Source organism: Streptomyces sp. NPDC058964, assembly GCF_042741275.1.
Lineage (GTDB): Bacteria > Actinomycetota > Actinomycetes > Streptomycetales > Streptomycetaceae > Streptomyces.
Map to the genome: position 1 here is coordinate 4,461 of NZ_JBHYKH010000067.1, position 21,591 is coordinate 26,051.

At 69.5% G+C, this 21,591-nt stretch carries 18 protein-coding genes and 2 pseudogenes; 10 read left to right on the top strand and 10 right to left on the bottom strand.

Going from position 1 to position 21,591, the window contains the following annotated elements:
- Nucleotides 1-72: 72 nt before the first annotated feature.
- The 5 genes from ACFW2E_RS11710 (at nt 73) to ACFW2E_RS11730 (ending at nt 4,325) form a co-directional block, all read left to right on the top strand.
- Nucleotides 73-1,074 (top strand): MFS transporter, encoded by a 1,002-nt coding sequence (locus tag ACFW2E_RS11710; protein ID WP_384465083.1) that lies wholly within the window; start codon nt 73-75, stop codon nt 1,072-1,074.
- 187 nt (nt 1,075-1,261) lie between these two features.
- On the top strand, nt 1,262-2,152 hold the full coding sequence (gene sigJ / locus ACFW2E_RS11715; protein ID WP_384465086.1) for an RNA polymerase sigma factor SigJ: 891 nt from the start codon (nt 1,262-1,264) through the stop codon (nt 2,150-2,152).
- Nucleotides 2,153-2,334: 182 nt separating this feature from the next.
- Nucleotides 2,335-3,255 (top strand): NADP-dependent oxidoreductase, encoded by a 921-nt coding sequence (locus ACFW2E_RS11720; protein WP_384465089.1) that lies wholly within the window; start codon nt 2,335-2,337, stop codon nt 3,253-3,255.
- A 24-nt stretch (nt 3,256-3,279) separates the two neighbouring features.
- Nucleotides 3,280-3,735, top strand: a complete 456-nt coding sequence (locus ACFW2E_RS11725; RefSeq protein WP_384465092.1) for a cupin domain-containing protein — start codon at nt 3,280-3,282, stop codon at nt 3,733-3,735.
- 131 nt (nt 3,736-3,866) lie between these two features.
- Nucleotides 3,867-4,325 (top strand): carboxymuconolactone decarboxylase family protein, encoded by a 459-nt coding sequence (locus ACFW2E_RS11730; protein WP_384261965.1) that lies wholly within the window; start codon nt 3,867-3,869, stop codon nt 4,323-4,325.
- Between the two features lie 1,147 nt (nt 4,326-5,472).
- Here the strand turns inward: ACFW2E_RS11730 and ACFW2E_RS11735 are convergent.
- From ACFW2E_RS11735 to ACFW2E_RS11780, 10 genes and pseudogenes are all read right to left on the bottom strand, one after another.
- Nucleotides 5,473-6,237, bottom strand: coding sequence for an SDR family NAD(P)-dependent oxidoreductase (locus ACFW2E_RS11735; RefSeq protein WP_384465096.1), 765 nt, complete (start codon nt 6,235-6,237; stop codon nt 5,473-5,475).
- Nucleotides 6,238-6,926: 689 nt separating this feature from the next.
- Entirely contained in the window at nt 6,927-7,355 is a 429-nt protein-coding gene (locus ACFW2E_RS11740; RefSeq protein WP_384465099.1) for a hypothetical protein, read from the bottom strand.
- Complete coding sequence (locus ACFW2E_RS11745; RefSeq protein ID WP_384465102.1) at nt 7,352-7,570, bottom strand: hypothetical protein; 219 nt, start codon at nt 7,568-7,570, stop codon at nt 7,352-7,354. The genes ACFW2E_RS11740 and ACFW2E_RS11745 overlap by 4 nt, the downstream gene beginning before the upstream one ends.
- Nucleotides 7,571-7,585: 15 nt before the next feature.
- The gene (locus tag ACFW2E_RS11750; protein WP_384465105.1) at nt 7,586-9,334 is read right to left on the bottom strand and encodes a hypothetical protein; all 1,749 of its coding nucleotides are present in this window, start codon (nt 9,332-9,334) and stop codon (nt 7,586-7,588) included.
- A gap of 95 nt (nt 9,335-9,429) precedes the next feature.
- The gene (locus ACFW2E_RS11755; protein ID WP_384465107.1) at nt 9,430-10,170 is read right to left on the bottom strand and encodes a hypothetical protein; all 741 of its coding nucleotides are present in this window, start codon (nt 10,168-10,170) and stop codon (nt 9,430-9,432) included.
- 59 nt (nt 10,171-10,229) lie between these two features.
- Nucleotides 10,230-10,742 carry a hypothetical protein gene (locus ACFW2E_RS11760; protein ID WP_384465109.1) on the bottom strand — a complete coding sequence of 171 codons (513 nt, stop codon included), beginning with the start codon at nt 10,740-10,742 and terminating at the stop codon, nt 10,230-10,232.
- A gap of 549 nt (nt 10,743-11,291) precedes the next feature.
- Nucleotides 11,292-12,764: a tyrosine-type recombinase/integrase gene (locus ACFW2E_RS11765; protein WP_384465112.1), complete on the bottom strand. Its 1,473-nt coding sequence runs from the start codon at nt 12,762-12,764 to the stop codon at nt 11,292-11,294.
- Nucleotides 12,765-12,885: 121 nt separating this feature from the next.
- Nucleotides 12,886-13,221, bottom strand: a pseudogene (locus tag ACFW2E_RS11770) (carbohydrate-binding protein); the annotation flags it as partial.
- Nucleotides 13,222-13,260: 39 nt separating this feature from the next.
- Nucleotides 13,261-14,454: an ROK family protein gene (locus ACFW2E_RS11775; protein ID WP_384465115.1), complete on the bottom strand. Its 1,194-nt coding sequence runs from the start codon at nt 14,452-14,454 to the stop codon at nt 13,261-13,263.
- 138 nt (nt 14,455-14,592) lie between these two features.
- Nucleotides 14,593-16,374, bottom strand: coding sequence for a M4 family metallopeptidase (locus ACFW2E_RS11780; RefSeq protein ID WP_384465118.1), 1,782 nt, complete (start codon nt 16,372-16,374; stop codon nt 14,593-14,595).
- Between the two features lie 331 nt (nt 16,375-16,705).
- On the opposite strand from ACFW2E_RS11780, the gene ACFW2E_RS11785 reads away from it, so the two are divergent.
- From ACFW2E_RS11785 to ACFW2E_RS11805, 5 genes and pseudogenes are all read left to right on the top strand, one after another.
- Complete coding sequence (locus tag ACFW2E_RS11785; protein ID WP_384465121.1) at nt 16,706-17,926, top strand: serine hydrolase domain-containing protein; 1,221 nt, start codon at nt 16,706-16,708, stop codon at nt 17,924-17,926.
- Nucleotides 17,927-18,016: 90 nt separating this feature from the next.
- Nucleotides 18,017-19,366 carry a CAP domain-containing protein gene (locus ACFW2E_RS11790; protein ID WP_384465124.1) on the top strand — a complete coding sequence of 450 codons (1,350 nt, stop codon included), beginning with the start codon at nt 18,017-18,019 and terminating at the stop codon, nt 19,364-19,366.
- 56 nt (nt 19,367-19,422) lie between these two features.
- Nucleotides 19,423-20,100, top strand: coding sequence for an AIM24 family protein (locus ACFW2E_RS11795; protein WP_384465127.1), 678 nt, complete (start codon nt 19,423-19,425; stop codon nt 20,098-20,100).
- A 180-nt stretch (nt 20,101-20,280) separates the two neighbouring features.
- The gene (locus tag ACFW2E_RS11800; protein ID WP_384465130.1) at nt 20,281-21,324 is read left to right on the top strand and encodes a tetratricopeptide repeat protein; all 1,044 of its coding nucleotides are present in this window, start codon (nt 20,281-20,283) and stop codon (nt 21,322-21,324) included.
- Nucleotides 21,321-21,591: pseudogene (locus ACFW2E_RS11805) on the top strand (polyprenyl synthetase family protein); the annotation flags it as partial. The gene ACFW2E_RS11800 and the pseudogene ACFW2E_RS11805, both read left to right, overlap by 4 nt.

Sequence of the window (21,591 nt, forward strand, 5' to 3'; positions counted from 1 at the left end):
GGCGGTCCGGTGAGGGGGGTCTCGCCGGTCCCACGCGGGGGCCGCCCGCGGGTTGGGGGACCCCCCTTTCGGGTGGGTGGCCCCCCCACGGCCATCTTCTGGACGGCCGACGGCATCGTCTCCCTCCTGATCGCCCGGGTGGTCCAGGGCATCGCCACGGGGACGGCCACGGGCGCTCTTGCCGCCGGACTGGTCGACCTCTCACCCGTGCGACGTCCGCAGCTGGGGCCGACGATGACAGCGGTGGGCACGAGTATCGGCATGGCCACCGGTGCCGGAGTCGTGGGGTTGCTGGTGCAGTCGACTTCACGTCCCGACGCGTATGTCTTTCCGGTCCTTACGCTGACCTTCGTCATTCTTTCCGCGGTCGTCCTCCGGATCCCCGAACCACCCGCCCCTCAAGCGTTTCGACCGGCGTCGTTGCGACCAAGGGTCCGGGTCCCTCGGGAGGTCCGGCCGGCGTTCCTCGCCTCGGTTCCCGCCCTTGTCGCGGGGTGGGCCGTCACGGGTCTGTTCCTCTCGCTCACTCCCTCCCTGGTGAGCAACGTCCTACATGTGCGGTTCGGCGCTGCGGGCGGGCTCAGCATCGCGGCGCTGTTTCTGGCCAACAGCGTGGGCGCCTTCTGCTCCGTTCGGCAGACGGCACGGCACGCCACGTCGCTAGGGGCGGCTCTCCTGACGCTGGGCGCGTTCGGACTGGCGGTGGCCATCGCTGTTGCGTCGGCGGCCGTATACGTGGGCGGATCAGTCGTCGCAGGGCTGGGCGTCGGCCTGACGTTCAACGGGAGCCTTCGCGCCATCAGCGCGGTCACCACCGCGAAGTCGCGCTCGGAGGTTTTCTCGGCCGTCTACGTGATCAGCTATGCGGCGTTGAGTCTTCCGTCCCTCGCGGCCGGGGTCGCGGCGCCCTCATGGGGGCTGGAGGCCACGGGCTACCTGTACGTCGGCTTCGTCGGGGCGCTGTCCTTGGGTGCGGCCCTCCACGCCGGACGATCGCGTGCTCACCGGCCGACCGGAGACCTGACGCGGACGGCCGGGAAAGGCGAGCCTCACAGCGAACTGACCCGCTGCTGAGCATCCCCCGGCGAGTCGGTTCCGGGTGGTGTTGCCCCAGTGAGAGTGCCTCCACCAGGAAACACCGCCGTACGCCGACACCAGCCCCAGAGCAGCTCGACCCACGACTTACGACCGCCGTGTCAGAGCGGATTTCCTGAGCTCGGCTCTACGCTGGCTCCGCAGGCTGGAGGAGGTTGCGATCCGTATGGGTGACGGATACGGGCCCGGACGGTCTGGGCAGGAGGACCTGCTCGGAGCCGAATGGGAGAGGAACCGGCCCGCGGTTTTCGGTGTGGCCTACCGGCTGCTGGGGAGTGTGGCCGATGCCGAGGATGTGACCCAGGACGTGTGGCTGCGCGCGGCCGGAGCGGATCTGCAGGACATCGGTGATCTGCGGGCCTGGCTGGTGACGGTGGCCGCGCGACGGTCGTACGACATCCTCAAGAGTGCCCGTTTCCGCCGGGAAACGTATGTCGGGCCGTGGCTGCCGGAGCCGCTGCTGACGGGCCCGGACGCGTCGCAGCCGGTACTCGTCGACGAGTCGGTCAGTTCGGCGATGCTCCTGGTCATGGAAGAGCTGAGCCCGCCGGAGCGGGTGTCCTTCATCCTGCACGACGTCTTCGGTCTTGAGTTCGGCCGGATCGCCGAAGTGCTTGATGTCTCCGTGCCCGGGGCCCGGCAGCTCGCCTCACGGGCACGACGGAGGGTGGCCAAGGCGAAGCAGTCCACGCCTCAGGCATCGAAGGCCGAGCGGGAACGGGTCCTTACGGTCTTCCGCGCCGCCTACGAGGCCGGGGACCTGGCCGGCCTGGTCAGGCTCCTGCACCCGGACGCGGTCTACGTCACCGACGGCGGCGGCAAGGTCTTGGCGGCACGCAAGCTCATTCACGGCGGCGGGCGCGTCGCCGAGGTCATGGTGCGTACGGGGCGCCAGTGGCGCCCCGACCGCATCGACTTCGCGGAGGTCGGCGGCGAGCCGGCCCTCGTCTTCCACCGGCAAGGCCGCATCTACTCCGTCGACACGGTGCAGATCACAGACGGTCTGATCACCGCGTACCGCCGGGTCATAAACCCCGACAAACTCGCGCGCGTCTGAGCTGTCACACGCGGCGGGGCTATCTCGTCTCCCTGCTGAGAACGCATAACGGGCGACGAAGGAATACGCGCGAGCAGGTGAGATCGATCATGCAGAACGGCATACATCCCCCTGCAGCCGCCATGAGCCCTGTGCGCGAGTGCGCTGTGCGCTCGCCATCGCCTCTCCCAGTAAGGATCAGCATGCAAGCCATCAATGTGCGAGACCGTGACGCCGGTCTTGCCGGTGTGTCCCTGACGGACATGCCCTACCCCCATGCGGCCGAGAACGACGTCATCGTGCGCGTGCACGCCGCCGGCTTCACCCGTGGCGAACTGGACTGGCCCGCAACGTGGACCGATCGCGCCGGCCGCGACCGGACGCCGAGTGTGCCCGGGCACGAGCTGTCCGGTGTCGTCGCGGAGCTGGGGTACGGCACCACCGGCCTGAGCGTCGGACAGAGAGTGTTCGGCCTGGCTGACTGGACCCGTAACGGCACCCTCGCCGAGTACGTCGCGGTGGAGGCCCGCAACCTCGCCCCGCTGCCGGCGGACATCGACCACACCGTGGCCGCCGCACTGCCCATCTCCGGACTGACCGCCTGGCAGGGCCTGTTCGACCACGGCGGCCTCACCACGGGCCAGACCGTCCTCATCCACGGTGCTGCGGGCGGCGTCGGCTCGATTGCCGTGCAGCTCGCCCGCGAGGCCGGCGCCCGCGTCATCGGCACCGGCCGGGCCTCCGACCGGGACAGGGCACTCGCCCTCGGGGTAGACACCTTCATCGACCTGCAGGCCGAGAAGCTGGAGCACGCCGGCGAGGTCGACGTCGTGTTCGACGTGATCGGCGGTGACATCCTCGACCGCTCGGCCACCCTGGTCCGAGCCGGCGGCACGCTGGTCAGCATCGTCATGCCGCCCAAGGTCCAGCCCAAGGACGGCCGGGCGGTCTTCTTCGTCGTCGAACCCGACCGCGAACGGCTCGCCGAGCTCGCCACGCGGCTGAGGGACGGCCGGCTCCAGCCATTCGTCGGCGCTGTGCGGCCGCTCGCCGAGGCACCCACCGCGTTCGCCCCCGGCACGCGTACCCCCGGCAAGACGATCATCCGCATCACGGAAGACTGAATCGAGAGACCCATTGTGATAAGAATGCGAACCGCCGCCGGCCTGCTGGCTGCTGCCACACTGACAGGGGCCACGGCCTGCTCGGCCTCCGACCAGCCCGCCCACGCCAGCGCGCCGGCGACGGTCGCCGCATCGAGGCACTCCGTCGAAATCTTCACACCACTGCTGCAACAGGCGCTTGCGAATGTGAAGGGCAAGACCTTCACTTCAGCGATCGTCGCCTTCCCGCCCGGCGCAAGCGCGCTGCCGCACCGGCACGGCCAGGCGTTCGTCTACGCCTACGTCCTCGAAGGCACCGTGCGCAGCAGGCTCGACGACAAGCCCGTGACCACCTACCACCAGGGCGAGAACTGGGTCGAGCAGCCGGGCGCCCACCATGTCCTCACCGAGAACGCCAGCCGGACCAAGCCGGCAAAGATCCTGGTCGTCTTCGTCTCCGACACCGGGGCCAAGCTCAAGGTCGAAGACCCGAAGTCGTAACCCCCGGGGGGCATGCAGAGGGGCGGCAACACCCTTCACGAACTCCGGCCCCGCCGGAGCACGCCCCCATCCACCACCAAGACGTGCCCGACACGCGCGGCGCGCACCGCACGAAGGAAGCAAAAGGAACCGTGACCGACCCCCAGCGCGTCAACATCGGCGAGCAGCACCCGGCCGCCTACAAGACCCTCATCGCCCTGTCGGCAGAGGTGGAGAAGGCCACCACCGCAGCGGGCCTCGACCCCCTTCTGGTCGAACTGCTGAGGATCCGCACCTCCCAGATCAACGGCTGCGCGTTCTGCCTGCGCATGCACACGAACGACGCCCTCAAGAAGGGCGAGAACCCCGACCGGATCGCGGTGCTGCCCGCATGGGCAGAGACCGGCTACTTCTCCGACACCGACCGCGCCGCCCTGCGCCTCACCGAGGCGATCACACGCGTGCCGGACGGACACGTCAGTGACGAGGACTTCAACGCCGCCGCGGACATACTCACCGCAGACCAGATCTCGGCAGTCGCCTGGCTGGCAACCGTGATGAACGCCTTCAACCGCGTCGCCATCACCAGCCGCTACCCGGTGGGCATCTGACCTCGACGGAACTACCGGCGGTCACGGTGGCTGGCGAACTCCACTGCCGTGCAATTGCTGGTGGGATCAGCCGGGGCGGCTAGTGCCAGCCGCCCCGGCTCACACAGGCACACAAGCGTCCAACGGCATACGTACCTGCACGGTGTACATCCAGGGAGGCGGCTCGCCCCCGCTGGTCCGGGCGGAAGGTGCCGTACGGGTTGACATCGGCCCCCACCAGGGCGGTCAGACCGCGCCGGTCCTCGTCCGCCAACTTCTTCGCTCTGTCTCGGCCGGAACCTGCTGGAACAGCAGCGGTTCGACGCGCACGTGTCCAGCCGGACGCCGCTCTCTCGCCGAGAGTGACTCCATCGCGTCTGCTGGACGACGCCCACCATCTGCTGAAAGCCTTGATCGTAGTGTGGGACCGGCCGAGCACTCACTGTGCGGCCGGGCCTGTGGCGTCTGTGCCGGGATCGCCCGGGACGCGGCGGCTGACCGTGCAGGGCGACGACCGCCCCCTGCGAGACGGTCACACCCGCTCCCCGAGGCACTGGCCGCTCCGGCCGAGCGTGCCGCCCGCGACCACCGGAACGTGCTCACCGCTGCGGTGCCCCGGTTGTCCTGACCGGTCCAGTGGGACCACTGAATCGCTGCGAGCCCTGCCGACGACCTCTGAACCGCCATCCACGGTGATCTGGTCCCGCCCAACATCCGGGTCGTCGACGCCGCAGTCCCGGCAGCGACCTTGGACTTCGGCTCCTTCTCAACAGCCGGTGACCCTGCGCTCGAGGCGGCAGTGGCGGCGGCAATCTGGGACATGTACGAACCCGACACGGAGCACCACACGGCCGAGCTGACCAACCTCTCTTACCGCGACCGGCCTTCAAATGGTCGCCGACCACGTGCCGGAGAGGTTAGCGACCTGTGGCATCCCGGGTCGAGGGATGTCGCCCGGACCGGTCCGCACGCCGGGCTGGACGGACGACGGCCGGCAGACGGCGTGGTCGCCGCGTTCCGCGTCACACGGGAGCGAGCAGGTGCTCACCGACGGCATGCTTCCAGCATGGGTGTCGCGCTCGGAGGGATGGGCGAGGCCGACGAGATCGCGGCAGCCGTCGCGTCTCTGCTGGGGCCTGATGCCCGGTGGATCACCGGAAAAGCGTATTCAGATCAGTTCGAGGCCTCCGTCGATCGTGAGAACCTGGCCCGTCAGCCACGTTGCGGTGGGATCTGCGAAGCGGACGATCCAGGACGCGACTTCCTCCGGCTCTCCCCTCCTTCCCAGAGGGATCCGGGATGCCTGCTCCTTCTTGACCTTCATCACCTCCTCCTCCGTGAGCCCGCTGACGGACAGAGCCTCGCTCTCAGTCGGCCCGGGAGCAATGGCATTCACTCTGATCCCGTCCTGGGCCAGCTCGACGGCCCAGGTCCGCGTCAGCTGTTCCAGGGCGGCCTTGGTCGCCCCATAGTGGGCACCGCCTGGGTGGGGGCGATGGCCGTAGGTGCTGGAGATGTTGATGATCGAGCCCTTGCTGCGGCGCAGGTGAGGCAACGCTGCCTGGGCGAGCATGGTGGGTACGATCACGTTGAGGTCGAACAGGTCGGTGATGCGCGAACGTGTCACCTCGTCCAACGAGACACGTGCGGTGGCGCCGGCGTTGTTCACCACCACGTCAAGCTGGTTCCATCGGTCGATCGCCGTACCGATGATCAGCTCAGGGGCATGCTCCACGCGCAGGTCCGTGGCGAGAGTCGCGATGCCGGGGTGCATGGCGGCAGTCTCCTCCAGGGCCACCTGGCGTCGCCCGACACCAAGGACGTGCGCCCCCGCTTCGGCCATCGCGACCGCCGTTGCCCGGCCGATCCCCGTACCGGCTCCGGTGACGATGACGACGCGGTTATGAAGGGGTCGGGCGGGCTGGTGTTCCATGATGCGTCTTCCTCTTGCTGTACGGCTGGCGTCAGGACACGGCCGCCCGGCAAACATCAGCACAGTCGGGTGTCTACGAGAGGACACTACATCGAAAATCGTCGATTATCGATGTATGCTTTCTACTGTGCCCAAGGAAGTAAGCCACCCCGACCTCGAAGAGGTCACCCTCGCCGCAGTGCTCTCGGCTCTGGGTGATCCTGTCCGCCTGCACGTCATGGGCGTCCTGGCGGACGGCAACGAGCATGTGCGCACAGACTTCACCGTTCGAATCGCTCAGTCCACGTTCAGTCACCACATGAAGACCCTTCGTGAGGCGGGACTCACTTGGCAACGGATGGAGGGCACGCGCTGCTACGTGACTCTGAGAAAGGAGGCTCTGCGGCGATTTCCCGCTGTACTGGAAAGCGTCCTCGCCGCGGAACGAGCCGAGCGCAACAGGACGTCCCCGCACCCCGCCAGCTCTGGATCCAGTTCGACTAGTTCCTTCACACGCTGACGTCCACTCCCAGCGCGTCGCCGGCCTGCCGCCCATGACCGGCCCGGCGGGTCCTCGATGCCCTTCGGGGCCTGCGGATGTGTTGGACTGCACCGCCTACGGCGTCCATCTCGCGCGTCGGCGCCACGAGGGTTGATCACGACACCTCACCATCTCAGCCCGCTGGCTCTGGGCTGGTTCCGCGCCGCTTTCACTCGCGTGTGGCGTGTGCTCGGTCGAGCGGGAGGACGACGGCTGAGCGTTGGGCGATCTGCTCGCGGAGGGCAGTGTTCTCCGCGAGCAGGGCCGCGATGACTGTGGCGGCGGCGTCGACTTCGTCTTGGAGTCGTTGTCGCTCGTTTCGGTTGTCTCGCAGTTGGCGGCGGAGGCGGGCGATCTCCGCGGCCTGGGTCTGGTCGTGTTTGCTTGCCGTGCTGTGATTGACGTGGTTATCCCAGTCGACGAGTACTGCGGTTGCCCGGTTCATCGTGGCCCGGCTGACGCCCGCCTCGCGCCAGAGGTTCTGCTTGGTGAGCTTGCCGTCGGTGCGGATGGGCCGACCGTTGAAGAGCCGTTCCATGGCCTCTCGAAGGGCCTTCTCAGCCGTTGCGGAGAGACCGGGCCGCGTTGGGGTGGTCATGATTCTCCCGCCTTGGTGACCGCGATCTCGACGTCGCGGATCTGCTGGTCGATCAGGGCTCTGCGGTTCGCCGGGAGTGTGGGGAGGCTCCGCAGTTTGGTCAGGGAGGCGTGCTCGGCCTGCCAGATTGGCAGGTGTTCGGGGGCGATGATGCTGTTGCTGCAGCGTGCGGGCTGGCAGCGGTCGATGAGTGGCCCTCGGTGTCCTGGGGGCACGATGGCGTCTTCGAGTCACTTCGCGCCGACGGGGTTGTTCTCGTCCAGGGTGCAGTGGTTGAGCTTTCCGAACCGGATTGATAGGTGCGTGCGTTTGAGCAGGTCGTCTTCGACGCGGATGTCCCCTCGCTGGGCCTTTCCGCTCGCTCGGAGGGCTTCGGCCTTCTCCCGGACGGCAGCGAAGGCCGAACGCATCTGGTCAGCGCCGGGCCCGAAGCCGATTGCCTCGCCGCGGCTGTCGGCGTCGAAAAGGTCCCTCAGCCGTTGGAACCGACGTTCGGCGATGGCGGTGGTGAGGAGGCGGGCCCAGGAGGGATCGTGATCCATGTAGCCCTGGGTCCAGCGGTTGGCCAGGGCTCGGGTGGCTGCGTGCTTGAGCTGCATCCCAACGGCGATTTCCGATCCGGGATAGTCGCGGGTGAGCATGGCCATGGTCCGACGAAACATGTGCGGAGTGACCTTGCTGGGAGGGATCTCGGCAAGGCCGGTCACTCTCCGGTGACGGTTGACGTGCTTGATGAAGCACCCGATGGCGGTTTGGCTGGTGAAGCCGCTGCCGTGGAAGCGCGGGGTGACCGCCGCGAAGGCGAGGGTGTCACTCATTGACAGGTGTGTGGCGGTTTCGATGGCCTGGGCGACCGGTGCGATGATCCACCAGTGGGCGGTGGGCAGGTCGGGATCGAGTTTGCGTTTGACTGACTTCACTGCCGGGGTGCCGAAGTACTCGGTGAGAGCATCTTTGGTGATCTCGCGGATCTCGCAGTCACGCATCATCGACAGCGCGGCGACGAAGACATAGCAGGCATTGCGCAGGGCCAGGCACTCGACCGCGAGTTCGCGGGGCTGGAGACTGTCGTGCCAGGGGCTGCGGCTGTCGTCCGGCCTGGTCACCTCGCGCAGTCCGTCGATCAGGCTGGTGCGGATGCGGCCCTCGACAACGAGCCGTTCGGCGGTGGCCCGGCGGGCGAGGCCGGCGCGGTTCTGCTTGGTGAAGAAGGCCATCTTGCGGGACTCGAACCCGATCAGAAAGGTCAGCAGCTGCCAGTTCACGGTCGTTCTCCCCGTGAGCTCGTGCACTGGGACCTTGTTGTCGGGGTTGGCGAGCCAGGCGGTGAAGCGGGTGTCGGCCTCGGCCGTGGAAAGGGGGCGGGCTTCTGCCTGGAGACGGTGCCAGTAATCGAGTGCGCGCAGGATGTCGGGACCGAAATCGTTGATGTACGCCCATGCAGCGCGGACGAGCGGGAACCATGTATCCGGCCGGATCACAGGGGTCTTCAGTTCAGGGACGGTGGGGTGGTCGACGACGGCGTTCGTGCTGGTGGCGGGCCAGGGATCACGTACTAGCCCGCTGCTGGCCCGTGTTCCCCGGAAACGGTGCAGGGTCTTGATCACGTGGACGTGTCCGGTGGCGCTGGCCGCTTCGCCCTGCTGGCAGCGGTGCTCGATGTAGGTCTTGAAGTCGTCGTCGCTCCAGTCGCCGACCCTTGGCGGAAGCTGTCGGGAAACGCCGTAGGCGTGCAGGGCACGCAGGTGTCCGATGCGCTGGGAAACCGTGTGCGGTGCCACCGGGTCGGGCGGAAGATGCAGCCCGCGGGCGAGTACGGCTGGGTGGCGCGGGTTGAACCAGATCATGGCCATCTCCCTGGCCAGGAGATTCCACTGAGGGTCCAGCTCGTGGAAGATCACGCGGAAGCCGGCGGTAGCCAGGTTCGGGGCCCTGCGGACGATGCCATACAGGTCCCAGCAGCCGGTGCTGCCGAACATCGGCGGACAGGCGCCTTCCAGGACCGGATGGGACTGGATGACGGGCTCGTCGTCCCGGAAGACCGAGACGGGCAGGGCGAGCGGCAGGCGGCTGGTCATGCGTCGAACTCCACGTGAGCCGAAAGGGGGAGAGGGAAGGACGCCTTGTCTTCGGCGATCTGGAGGCGGGCCTGAGCGAGCTCTGCGTCGGTGCGGGCCTTGATCGCTTCGGTGACGTTGACGCGGCTCTGTCCCCAGAGCGTGTGGAAGAGCTGAGGCGACACCCGCAGCTGTAGGCGTTCGAGATGGTCGGAGAAGAGCAGAAGCTGGGGGAGGTTCGAGGGCAGCACGAACGCGTTGCGGCATTCGAGGCAGCGGGTGGGGGCGACCGGGCAGAGCTGGCCGGCGCGTCCGTAGGGAGAGGCGAAGGGGTCCCTGCAACTGGAGACGCCCATGTCGAGCTGTCCGGTGCGAAGCTGTTCGACCTCTTCCTCCGACAGCCCCAGGGCGGCGGCAGAACCCGGCTGGCTCAGCGACTGCTCGGCTTCCTCGCCCAGCACGACGGGACCGGCCACCGCTTTGTCGAGCCAGCGCGTCTGCGCTGCGGTGATCAAGCTGCCGGCGATCACCTTCAAGGTCGTGCCGTGCGCGTAGTGGCGGTGGAAGGTCTGGACCGAGTGGTCGTCGGCGATGTCGCTGACGCGGCCCTTGAAGGTGATGGCCTTCTCGACCTTGCTGGACTTGCGCAGGCGCCGGATGTCCGGCCGGCCGTCGACTGACACCCCTCGCTCCCGCAGCCAGCCGGCGAAGGTCGACGTCCGGTCGAGCCTGGCGGGTGTGACCTGCGGCCAGAACATCGCGGCCCGCAGGAACAGAGGGACAAGGGGGACGCCGAACCGCTCGGCCAGCGGCCTGTTCAGTTCCAGCAGCCGACGGCAAATCTCCCCGGCATCGAGTCGGGCCGGGCCGGGTGCAGCAGAGCCGGGCTCTCTGGCTCCGGCATGCTGAACGCCTGGCACATTCGGGCACGAGCCCGCCCCTTGCTGAAGTCGATGGTCACGCTGGAGGAGCCGAACTCGATGTCGTGCTCGGTAAGCGCTGCCACTTCCTCCGGGGCCCGGCCAGTCGCCGCCATCAGCAAAATCCGATAAGCCTGCAGATCGGAGTTGTGCAGGCACAACTGCCTCACCAGCCCCCTGACGACAACGGCCTTCGCGGCGACCGGGCGGGTGCCGGCCGGTGCCAGCTGCCGCAGGCTCACGGGCATGTCCCGCCAGGACGGAAGAGCCTTGCTGATCTGCGTGCAGTTCAGGGCATCGTGAGCGATCGCCCACAGGAGGTTGGCCTCCTCGGTCCAGCCATCCTCGCGGGGATCACGGCAGCGGGCTGCGAGGTCCCATCCGCGGGCGAGGCGCCTCTCGACGTCCAAGCGTGCGGCCCATGCGGCCTGGACGATCTTCTTCCTGTCGGCCCGGGAGAACTCGTCCAGCTCAGTGGTCTCCCCCCGACGCAGTCCCAGGGCGCCTTCGGCCAGCCCTGCAAGTGCCCAGCGACCACCCGCTCGGCGTGGAGCGACCGCCGCCCGATCAGTGTTCTCAACCGACCCGCATGCCAGGCCGGACTTCGCGAGCCGGGCCTGTGCCGGGAGGGCAGCAGACGGACCCATTCCGTCACCGCGTGATGCAGGTCCGGGTCGGTGCCCGCCAAACTCGCCCCGTGAGGCCGCGGGACGGTGGCATCGACGTGCGTGCAGAACGCCTCGATCGTCTGCCGGTAGTGCGTCGCCGAGGTCGGACCGTAACGGGCGTCCTCCACCAACTCCACCCACTCATCAGCGAGTTCCCCGGCCAGCTTCGCGCACGCGAAGCGTGCCGGATCGAACGTCACCGTCCGAGGGCGGCCCTGACCGTCGACCGTCGACACCTCGCGAACGCCGACCCGGGCCGGTGCCGCAGGGCGAGGAACAGGAGCGGGAATATCACGGGTGTAGTGGCCGCGACGGGGCATGGCCGGCGTCCTCCAAGTCCATCAGGCTGCGGGCGATCGTGATGTAGGAGGCGCCGCCGGCGGCCGTCCACTCGCGGAAGGCGTCATCGACCTCCCGCATCGGGTCCTTCAGGTAGCGGATGTAGCGGTAGGTGGTCGACGGGTGTGCATGGCCAAGGCGGCGCTGGACCACCAGCAGCGGATTGCCGGACATGTGGTCCAGCAGCGCGGACATCGGCAGCCCCTGCTCCTCGGCGTCGTTCAGGGCCTCCCGCGTCAGGAAGATCAAGAGCCGCAAGGCGAAGGTGTGCCGAAGGTCGTGATAGACCCAGCACCGCCTGGGCAACACCGGCGCGTGCCGGTCGCCGGCCCACGCCTTCATCCGGTCCCAGGCCCTCCAGCGGGTCTTGTCCCAAGCCGAGAAGGTGAGCATCTTTCCGCCCTGACCGATGAACAGCGCCAGCGGATCCAGGCCGTCACCGGTCTCCCGCACCGCCAGACGTCGCAGTTCCGGCTTCATGTTCTTGATCGTGCGCGTGATCGTCAGGCCGTCGAGCACCCCGCGGACCCTCGTGTCGTCGGCCTCCAGCCGCTGGATCACGAACAGCTCTCGGTGCCGCCGTCGAAGCGAGCGCTGAGCCTTCGCCACGATCTCCGGACGTTCGAGCAGCAGGTAGGGATCGAGCAGTTCCATCGGGTCCGGCGCGACATAGACCGCGCGCGGGCCTCCGAACTTGGCGCAGGCCTTCAGCTCGACGTCCGCGAAAGCCGGCCGCTGGCCATTTACCAGACCGAGCTCGGGCAGGAGCAAAGTGGACCACTCCTGAATCCGCATCCCCGTCATCAGCGCCAGTTCGCAGGCGGCCCGATTTCGGTGGGGCCGCCAGCCCCGGAACGCGACATCCAGCCCGGCGTCCGGAGCCAGTCCTCCAAATCCCACGTCCCGCAAGTAGAGGTACTGGTCACGCTCCATGTGCCGGACGCGCAGGTCAGGGTGGATCCTGCTGGCGAGGTTGGAACCCTGCGGCGTCGCCCGCCAGGGCTGCCGGGCGACGACACCGGTCCGGATCAGATACTGGTAAAGAGACTCGATGGCGGCCCAGTCCCGGTCCCAGGCGGCGTCACCCACCACCTCCTCCGCCTCGTCCTGCCGCCACAGACGAAACTCCCGAAGGTCTGTCTCCGTGACTGACTGCAGATCCGCCTCACAAGCCAGCAGGAAGTGCAGCAGCATCAGCACGGAGTACGCGTACGACCGCATCGTCTTGGCGTCCTTGCGCTCCAGTGCCAGCGACCGGAACCACGACGACACTGGCTCGACCGGGCGCATCGCTTCATCCAGCAGGATCGGCGTACCCGAAGGCACCAGACGCCGGGCGAACAGAGCTGACAGCTCTGCCTGACTCAATCCAGCGACCTGGCCGACCTTCCAGACCTTCCGCTGGTCGGTGAAGAACAGCTGCACGTGAACCCACAGGCATGCGTCACCACTCTGGCAAAGTGCAGTCTTTCGGTGCCGGTCGGAGGTGTGCTGGGAGATGCCGCGCTGTCACTCGGATGAGACAGCTTCAAGTGTCTGGAGAACCGTCGAACTCGGGCTGCCACGCCCGGTCGCGCCACCAGCCGGCGTCGATGTTGACGTACTCGTAGCCGTAGCGCTTCAGCTTCGCGGCGAGGGCGTCGGTCTGCCCGAGGACGTTGGCCTCGGTGAGGTAGCTGTAGTCGCCGTCCGGGTTGAGACCCGGGTACGTGGACGACTGCATGCTCCAACTCGACCATCCCATGTACGGCTTGGCCGCGACGGGCGGGGGTGTGTCGGCGTGCGCCGCCGGGACGGCGGTCGCGAGGCCCGCGGTGAGGGCCAGGACGACCGCGGCTCTCAGGGCGCGTGCGGGCAGGACGGAGTGCGAGCGTGACCGCATGGGCCGTACCTCCTGGGGTTCCGGATCGGGGCGGGGGGTTCAGCCCCTGCCCGGTCCGTTGGCGGGAGTTGAGGTGATGAAGGACTGAATGGCGGCGGCCGCGGCCCCGCGCGCCCACTCCTCGAAGGGGAGCGGGCGGGTCTGCACGTCGCACCGCGCGGCGGAACCGAAGGCGGCCGCGGTGAAGGAGACGCGGATCTGCTCGGCGAACAGGTCGTAGGCGGCCAGGCCCTCGCCGGAGATGATCACGCGTTGCGGGCCGAGCAGGTTGGCCACGGTCGCGATGCCGCGGCCGATGGCCTCGCCCGCCCGGGCGTAGACCTCGCGCGCGCCGTCGACATCCTGGTGGGCGAGAGCCACGGACGCGGTCACGTCGTCCACTTGACGGCCGGTCACCTGACGCATCCGTGCGACGATCGCGGCCTCCCCGGCGATCGCCTCGACGCAGCCGCGGTTGCCGCAGTGGCAGGGCGGCCCGGCGGGGGCGACGGCCCCGTGGCCGATCGCGCCCGCCACCCCGGGGGCGCCCGCGACCACCCGGCCGTGCACCACGAGGCCGCAGCCGATGCCCGCGCCGACGGTGACGAGGGCGAAGTCCGACAGCCCCGCTCCGGCGCCGAACCACTGCTCGGCGATCGTGAGGGCGCGGACGTCGTTGTCGACCGTGGCCGGCAACCCGGTGACCGTGGCGGCGAGTTCGGCGAGCGGTACGTCCCGCCACTCCAGGAAGGGCGAGTAGCGTACGACGCCCTCGGCGCGGTCGACGTCGCCGGAGACGGCGACCCCGAGTCCGAGGAGGGGAGCGCCGAAGTCCTCGGCCTCGAAGCGCAGTTGCCGCACCAGTGCGGCCGTGTCGGCGAGCACCGCGCGGGGCGTGCGGTCGCTCAGCGGGAGCCTGCGGGCGAGGCGGATCCGGCAGCACAGGTCGGTCAGTACGCCGATGACCTCGTCGCCGGTCACCTTGATGCCGAGGAACAGTGCCCGTCCACCGTCGACGCGGACCGGGTTCGCGGGCCGTCCGAGGGCGGCGCGGGGTTCGCCGCCGGCGTCCTCCACCAGGTACCCGGCCTCGATGAGCGGGCGTACCGCCTTGGTGACGGCGGCCGGTGACAGTCCGGCCAGCCGGGCCGCCTCCAGCCGGGCGAGGGGGCCGTGGGAGAGGAGCGTGGTGAAGACCTGCGAGGCGGCCGGTGTGTGCGCCGGGAACGTCTCGGTGCGGGAGGTCGAGCGCATGACCGCGAACCTAGGGTCAGTATTTTCCGCTGCCAATAAAAGTAACAGCGTTTACTGGAAGGGCAGTTGTTCCGGGGGATGACATGCGGATGCCCCGCGCGCGGCGGGGCATCCTGGTCTGCTGTGGTCCGGCTGCCGTCAGTGACGGGCGGCCGGCGTGTTGGCAGCGGTGACGTTGACCGCGGCCCAGGCCCGGTCGACCGTCTGGTACTCGACGCTGGAGGCGCCGTACAGGTCCTTGGCCGCCTTCAGCGTCGCGACGCGCGCGCCGTGGAAGTCGGTCGAGGAGACCATGTAGCGGGTCAGGGCACGGTAGAAGATCGCCGTGGCCTTGGTGCGGCCGATGCCCTTGACGGACCCGCCGTCGAAGGTGGGCGAGTTGTACTTGACGCCGTTGATCGTCTTCTGGCCGCTGCCCTCCGCGAGGAGGTAGTACGCGTGCGAGGAGACGCCGGAGCCGGCGTGGACCTCGGTGTAGTACACGTCCGGCGACCAGTAGTCGATCGTGCCCTCGAGCCGGTCCAGCGACGGCTTGTCGAGGCGGCGCAGGAACTTCTGGGCCAGGCCCAGCTTCTCGCCGATGAGGTAGTCCGGCGTGTCCTTCGCGTTCTTGGTGAAGAACTCGACGTTGGAGCCGAAGATGTCGGCCAGCGACTCGTTCAGCGAGCCGGGCTCGCCGTACTGGTTGCCGTCCGAGTCGACGAAGGTCGGCTCGAGCTTCGCGGTCGCGTCCACCACGCCGTGGGTGAGCTCGTGGCCGGTCACGTCGAGGACGACGAGCGGCTTCTTGAACATGTCGCCGTCGCCGTCGCCGTACAGCATGCAGCCGCACGTGGGGTCCCAGAAGGCGTTGGCGACCTTCTTGCCCCAGTGGACCATGGCCTTGGCGGCCTTGCTGTTGTTCGCGATGCCCTTGCGGTTGAACGTCTTCTTGTAGAAGTCAAGGGTCTTGGTGACGCCGTACTGGGCGTCGGCCGCGGCGCTGTTACGGCTGGAGGTCGTCCCGTTGCCGAAGGTGCTGGTGGAGCTGGTGATCTTCTTGCCGGCGCCGAAGCTCTCCGTGTACGAGCCCCTGGCGTCCCGGGTCTCGGTGCCGTAGCGGTTCGGGTCCTTCAGCAGGAAGGTCGTGCGCGCCGTCTGCTGGACGGTCAGCCCGACCTTGCCGACGAACAGCGACTTGCCGTAACCGGCCACCGTCTTCGGGTAGCGGGTGGCGGCGGACACCGAGGAGCCCGACGACGCGGCGAGGCCGGCGCCCTCGGTACCGAGCCCGGTGGCCGGGTCGACGGTCTCGCCCCGCTTGCGCAGGGTGTCGAGCAGCTTCGGCGACAGGAACTCGTCGTTGACGGGCGTGTTGCTGCGCACCTTGCCGGTGACGGCGTCGACGACGACCGTCCGGGCGCCGTTGCCCTCGGTGGTGCTGCTGTCGGAGACCGTCACCTGGTAGGCGAGGGCCGAGCCGCCCTCGCGGGCGTCCACCACCAGCTGCGCGCTGCCCGCGTCGCCCTTGGCGGCCGCGGCGGCCTTCTGCTGCGCCTGCGCGGCGGTCAGCTTGGCCTGCGTGGTGGCCGGCTTGACGGCGTGTTCGGCGGCACGGGTGACACCCGTGTACGCCAGCTGCCGGGAGAGGTGGACGACGAGGTCGCCACCGAGCACCGGCATTCCGTTGTGGGTACGGACGAACCGGACGTGCCGGGCACCCTCGGGGTCGATCATGACGTCCTGGGCGTGCAGCTGGTCGCCCTGGGAAACGCCGGTCGCCGACGTGTGGGCGAAGGCGGCGGCACGAGCCGCTGCCACCACCGACGAGGCCGTCGTGGCGGCCGAGGAAACGCCGTGCTCCACCCCCGTGGAGGGACCTGCGAACGCCGTACCGGCGAGGCCCGTGGCAGCGGTCGTCACGGCGACTGCAACCGCCACGCTGCGTATGTGCGGTCTACGCACTGATCAGGCTTCCTTCGTTCGAAGGCAGCCGGGATCACCAACTGCCTTGCGACATGGCGCGGTTGGGCACCATGGGGGCTGGTCGGGCCCCAGAGCGAAACCCTTACGTACAAGTCATGACCACGTAAAGCCGGAATGATCACTTTCGCGGTCTTCTAGGGCAATCCTTTACGAATGCCTGCCGTTGGGTGATCACTGGATGACCAACTGTGTGTCATCTGTGGAGAGGTGACCAGATGCGAGTAGGTTGCATCGCCGTAATGTGACGGATCTCGCACCGAACACAGCGGAGATGGGAGAGAGCCGGATGGTCTCAGCGACGGTGGGCAGAAGTGCGGTGCTCGGGGCGGTCGTCCTGGCGCTCCTCGCAGTACCGGCGCAGGCGGCGACGGGGATGGCCCACGAGCCGGCCACCGCCGCGCTGCCGGCGCCCGACATCGCGGGCCTGCGCGCCGTGCTGCGCTCGGCGGTCGCCCAGGGCGCGCCCGGCGCGATGGCACGGATCGACGACCACGGCACCGTCGACACGGCGACCCAGGGCTACGCGGACCGGAGCACCCGGCGGGCCATCAGCACCGTCGACCACTTCCGCGTCGGCAGTGTCACCAAGGCCTTCTCGGCGGTCGTCCTGCTGCAGCTGGCCGACGAACACCGGCTCACCCTGGACGCCCCGGTCAACCGCTATCTGCCGGGCCTGCTGCCCGACGACCGGATCACGGTGCGGCACGTCCTGAGCCACCGCAGCGGCCTGTACGACTACACGAACGACATGTTCGCCAAGTCCGTCCCCGGCTTCGAGTCGGTGCGCAACAAGGTCTTCACCTACCGCCAGTTGGTGAAGCTGTCCCTCGCGAAGCCGCGCACCAACGCGCCCGGCGCCGCCTACTCGTACTCCAACACCAACTTCGTCGTCGCCGGGATGCTCATCGAGAAGATCACCGGTCACTCCGTGCGGACCGAGTACCAGAACCGCATCTTCAAGCCGCTGAACCTGCGCGACACCTACTACGTCCACCCGGACACGAAGATCCCGGGCCGGTACGCCCGCGGCTACCTCACCCCCGACACGGCCGGCGCCGCCCTGGTCGACGCGACCGAGCAGACGGTCTCCTGGGCGCAGAGCGCGGGCGCCGTCATCTCCAGCACACGGGATCTGAACACGTTCTTCTCCGCCCTGCTCGGCGGCCGTCTGACCTCGGCCGCGCGCCTCGCCGAGATGGAGCACTGGACACGGGTCAACAGCACGACGGGGTACGGTCTCGGGCTGCGGCGCCGCGACCTGTCGTGCGGGATCTCGGTGTACGGCCACACCGGCGCCGTCCAGGGCTACTACACCTACGCCTTCACCACCAAGGACGGCGGGCGCAGCCTCACCGCGCTCGCCAACACCTCCAACAACGGCACCGTCCTCGACACCATGGCGGGAACGCTGGAGTCGGCGTTCTGCGGCAAGCGGACGAAATCCCCGCGCGGCACGGCGGTCGCCGAGCGGCACGAGGACGTCGCGCCGGCGGTGGTGCGGAAATGAGACACCGGCGGGAACCGGCGCGCCGCGCCCGGACGTTGTACGGGCGGCTCCCCACCGGGGAGGCCGTGACGCACGACTCCAGGCGGCGCGATGACCGAGCTGGTTCCCGGGGGCAATCTGCCCCTGCCGGGCGGGGTGCTGACCCTGCGCGTGCCCGGCCCCTTCGACGTCTGCGCGCTCATCACCGGTGAGGGCGGCAAGGTCGGGGGCGACGCCGACTTCGTGTTCCACAACCAGACGGCCGCCCCCGGCGTCCGGCTGCGGGGCGACACGCTCACCGTCGAACCGGCCCGGCTGCGCCCCGGTGCCGCGGGCGTCACCGTGGCCGTCAGCCCCGCGGAGCCCGGCATTCCGCTGGGCCGGCTGCCCGCGTCCACCCTCCATGTCACCGATCCGCGGGGCCGATCGATCGCGCGGTTCACCCCGCCGCGCCAGCCGCGCGGGACCGTGCTGCTGCTCGCCGAGGTATACCGCCGGGACACCGGCTGGAAGCTGCGCGCGATCGGGCAGGGGTACGCCGACGGCCTGGCGGGGCTGGCCCGGGACTTCGGGGTGGATGTCGTCGAGGACCCGCCCGGGGCACCGGCCCGCCGCCCGGACGTCCCACGGCAGCGATCGGCGCCACCCGTGGCCGACCCGGCACCGGCCGGCGTTCCCGCACCCGACCCCGAGGGGGTCCTGGGGCTGGTCAACTCCGCGCGCGCGAGCGCCGGTTCTCCGCCCGTGTCGCTCGACGCCCGCCTCGTCGCCGCCGCGCGGGGCCACGCCTCCACGATGGCTGCCGCCGGACGCCTGGCCGTCGAGAGCCCGGACGGCACCTCGGTCCACCAGCGGATCACGGCCACCGGATACGCCTATGTCACCGTCGGCGAACACCTGGTCTCGGGCCCGCGCACCCCCGCCGAGTTCGTGGCGTACTGCCTGCGCACGGAGAAGGCCCGGCGCACGCTCCAGGATCCGGCCTTCACCCAGGCGGGGCTGGCACGCGTCACCGGCGCCCGGACGGGCGACACGTACTGGACCGCCCTGTGGGCCAGGCCCCTCGCCCCGGGCGATCCGGCCCGGACCTGTGCCGAGGTGGTCGCGCTGACCAACGAGGAGCGCCGCGGGGCCGGGCTGCCCCCGCTGGCATCCGATCCGCTGCTCACGACCGCCGCCCAGGCGCACTGCGCGGACATGGTGGCGCGCGACTTCTACTCCCACACCGCTCCCGGGGGTTCGCAGCCGTGGGACCGGGCCGCCGCCGCGGGCTCGGCCCGGCGTACGATCGGCGAGAACATCGCCTGCGGCCAGCGCTCCCCCGCCGAGGTGGTGGAGGGCTGGATGAACAGCCCCGGCCACCGCGCCAACATCCTGAAACCCGCCTTCACCCACATCGGTGTCGGCTTCGTGGGCGGCGGCCGGGCGGGCACCTACTGGACCCAATTGTTCGGTGCCTGAGAAGCCGCACCGGAGCGATCTTGGCGGAACCACACCCTCCGGGACACCATGCACGCATGAAGGGTGATCTCTTTTCCAGCACGCACCTGGTGCAGCCGGCCGTCGAGCCGGGCATGACCGTCGAGAACGCCAAGTGCGTCAAGTACACCGTGGACGGCGAGATGTTCGCCCGGCAGGGCGCCATGGTCGCCTATCGCGGCAGCCTCAAGTTCGAGCGCAAGGGGCAGGGCGTGGGCGGCATGCTCAAGCGTGCGGTCACCGGCGAGGGGCTGCCCCTCATGGCGGTGCGGGGACAGGGCGAGGCGTGGTTCGCGCACGAGGCGCAGAACTGTTTCATCGTCGAGGTCGAGCCGGGCGACCAGTTCACGGTCAACGGCCGCAACGTCCTGTGTTTCGACGCCTCGCTGTCGTACGAGATCAAGACGGTCAAGGGCTCGGGCATCGCCGGTGGCGGCCTGTTCAACAGCGTCTTCTCGGGACAGGGCGGCCTCGGCCTGGTCTGCGAGGGCAACCCGCTGGTCATACCCGTCTCGCCGCAGCACCCGGTGTACGTGGACACGGACGCGGTGGTGGGCTGGACCGCTCACCTGGAGACCTCGCTGCACCGCTCGCAGTCCATCGGGTCGATGCTGCGCGGCGGCTCCGGGGAAGCCGTCCAGCTGATGCTGCGGGGCGACGGGTACGTCGTGGTGCGCCCGAGCGAGGTGACGCCGCAGAAGGCGCAGCAGCACTGACGGTCCGCCATGTGATCCGCGTCTCGGAGGCAACCCCTCCGTTCTTGCCCGCGTCTTGACCCACAGCAAGGTGATGCCCTGGCCGTCGCGGCCGGGGCATCTTTCCGACGGACTATACACGCCATGTATACATGAGGCGCATACACGCCATGTATACACTCCGCGTATAGAAAGGCATCCATGTACGGCAAGGCTTTCGCCCCGGAGTACCAGGGCGCCCTGACCACCCTCTCCGTGAACTCCTCCCTGGTCGACGTACTGGCCACGGGGACCGAGCAGTTGCGGGAGGCCGAGCGGGCCGGACGGCGCGACGAGGCCGCCCGCTGCGGGCTGGCCGTCGCCGAGGCACACCGCCGGCTCGGCCAGGTGCGGGACGCCGACCGGGCGTGGAAGGCGAGTTACCGCGCCGCCCGCGAGGCCGGGGACACGGCGGCGATGGCGTGGGCGCTGTGGAGCGGCGGCACGCTGGCCCGGCAGCGCGGCGCGTTCCCGCTGGCCTGGCGGCTGCTCGGGCTCGCGGCCGAACTCGGCGAACTCGGCGGGGACGTCGTCGTACGGGGTTACTCGCTGGCCGGCCTGGCGGAGACCGGCCGCATCCAGGGCGACTACGAGGCCGTCGGCCGACTGCACGAGCAGTTGCTGGCCGAGGCCCGCCGACGGGGCGAGGCGCGGCACACGGTGTGGGCACTGGAGGGCATCGCGCAGATGCACCGCAACACGGGTTCCTACGACACGGCGTACGCGATGTTCGAGGAAGCGGCGGAGATAGCCGCGCGGGCCGACGACCGGCGCGGCCACGCCTGGGCGCTGCGCGGGCTCGCCGACATCGTCTCGGTGCGCGACGGCGACACCGGGCGTGCGCTGGAGCTGCTGTCGGAGGCGGAGACCACGTGCCGGGCGATGAACCTCACCAGCGCGCTGGCCTACAACCACAAGATGCGTGGCAACGTCTTCTACCGGGCCGGCCGTTACGCCGAGGCCCGCGAGCTGTACGAGCTGGCGCTCGGCAAGTTCCGCACGATGGGCGAACCGCGCGGCGAGGCCCTGTCCCGGCTGGGCCTGGCCAAGTCGCTGGCCCGCCTGGGCCGCGACAGCACCGAGACCGCTGCGGAACTGGCCGATCTGGCAAGGACGCTGGAGGGCAGCGGGCTGCGGCACGCGCGGGAGATGGTGGCCCGGGCCCGGGAGGAGTTCGGTCTGGCCGCGGCGGAGGCCGTACGGTGACGGCGCTCCCCTCGGCGGTCCAGGCACCGCCGTCCGCACCCCGAATCCTCGAACGCTGCCGGGAGTTGACGCGGCCCGCGCTGATGGCGGCCGTGCAGCGGCTGCACCCCTGGGTGGGTGAGATGGCGGCCTACTCCTTCGGCTGGTGCGAGGTCGGCGGCGCGCCCCCCCGGGGGCCCGGGGGGCAGGGCGTGCGGCCGGGCCCCGCCGGGGGGGGGGGCGCGGCGGCGGGGGCACCCGGGCGGGACCGCGGCACCCCGGGGGGCG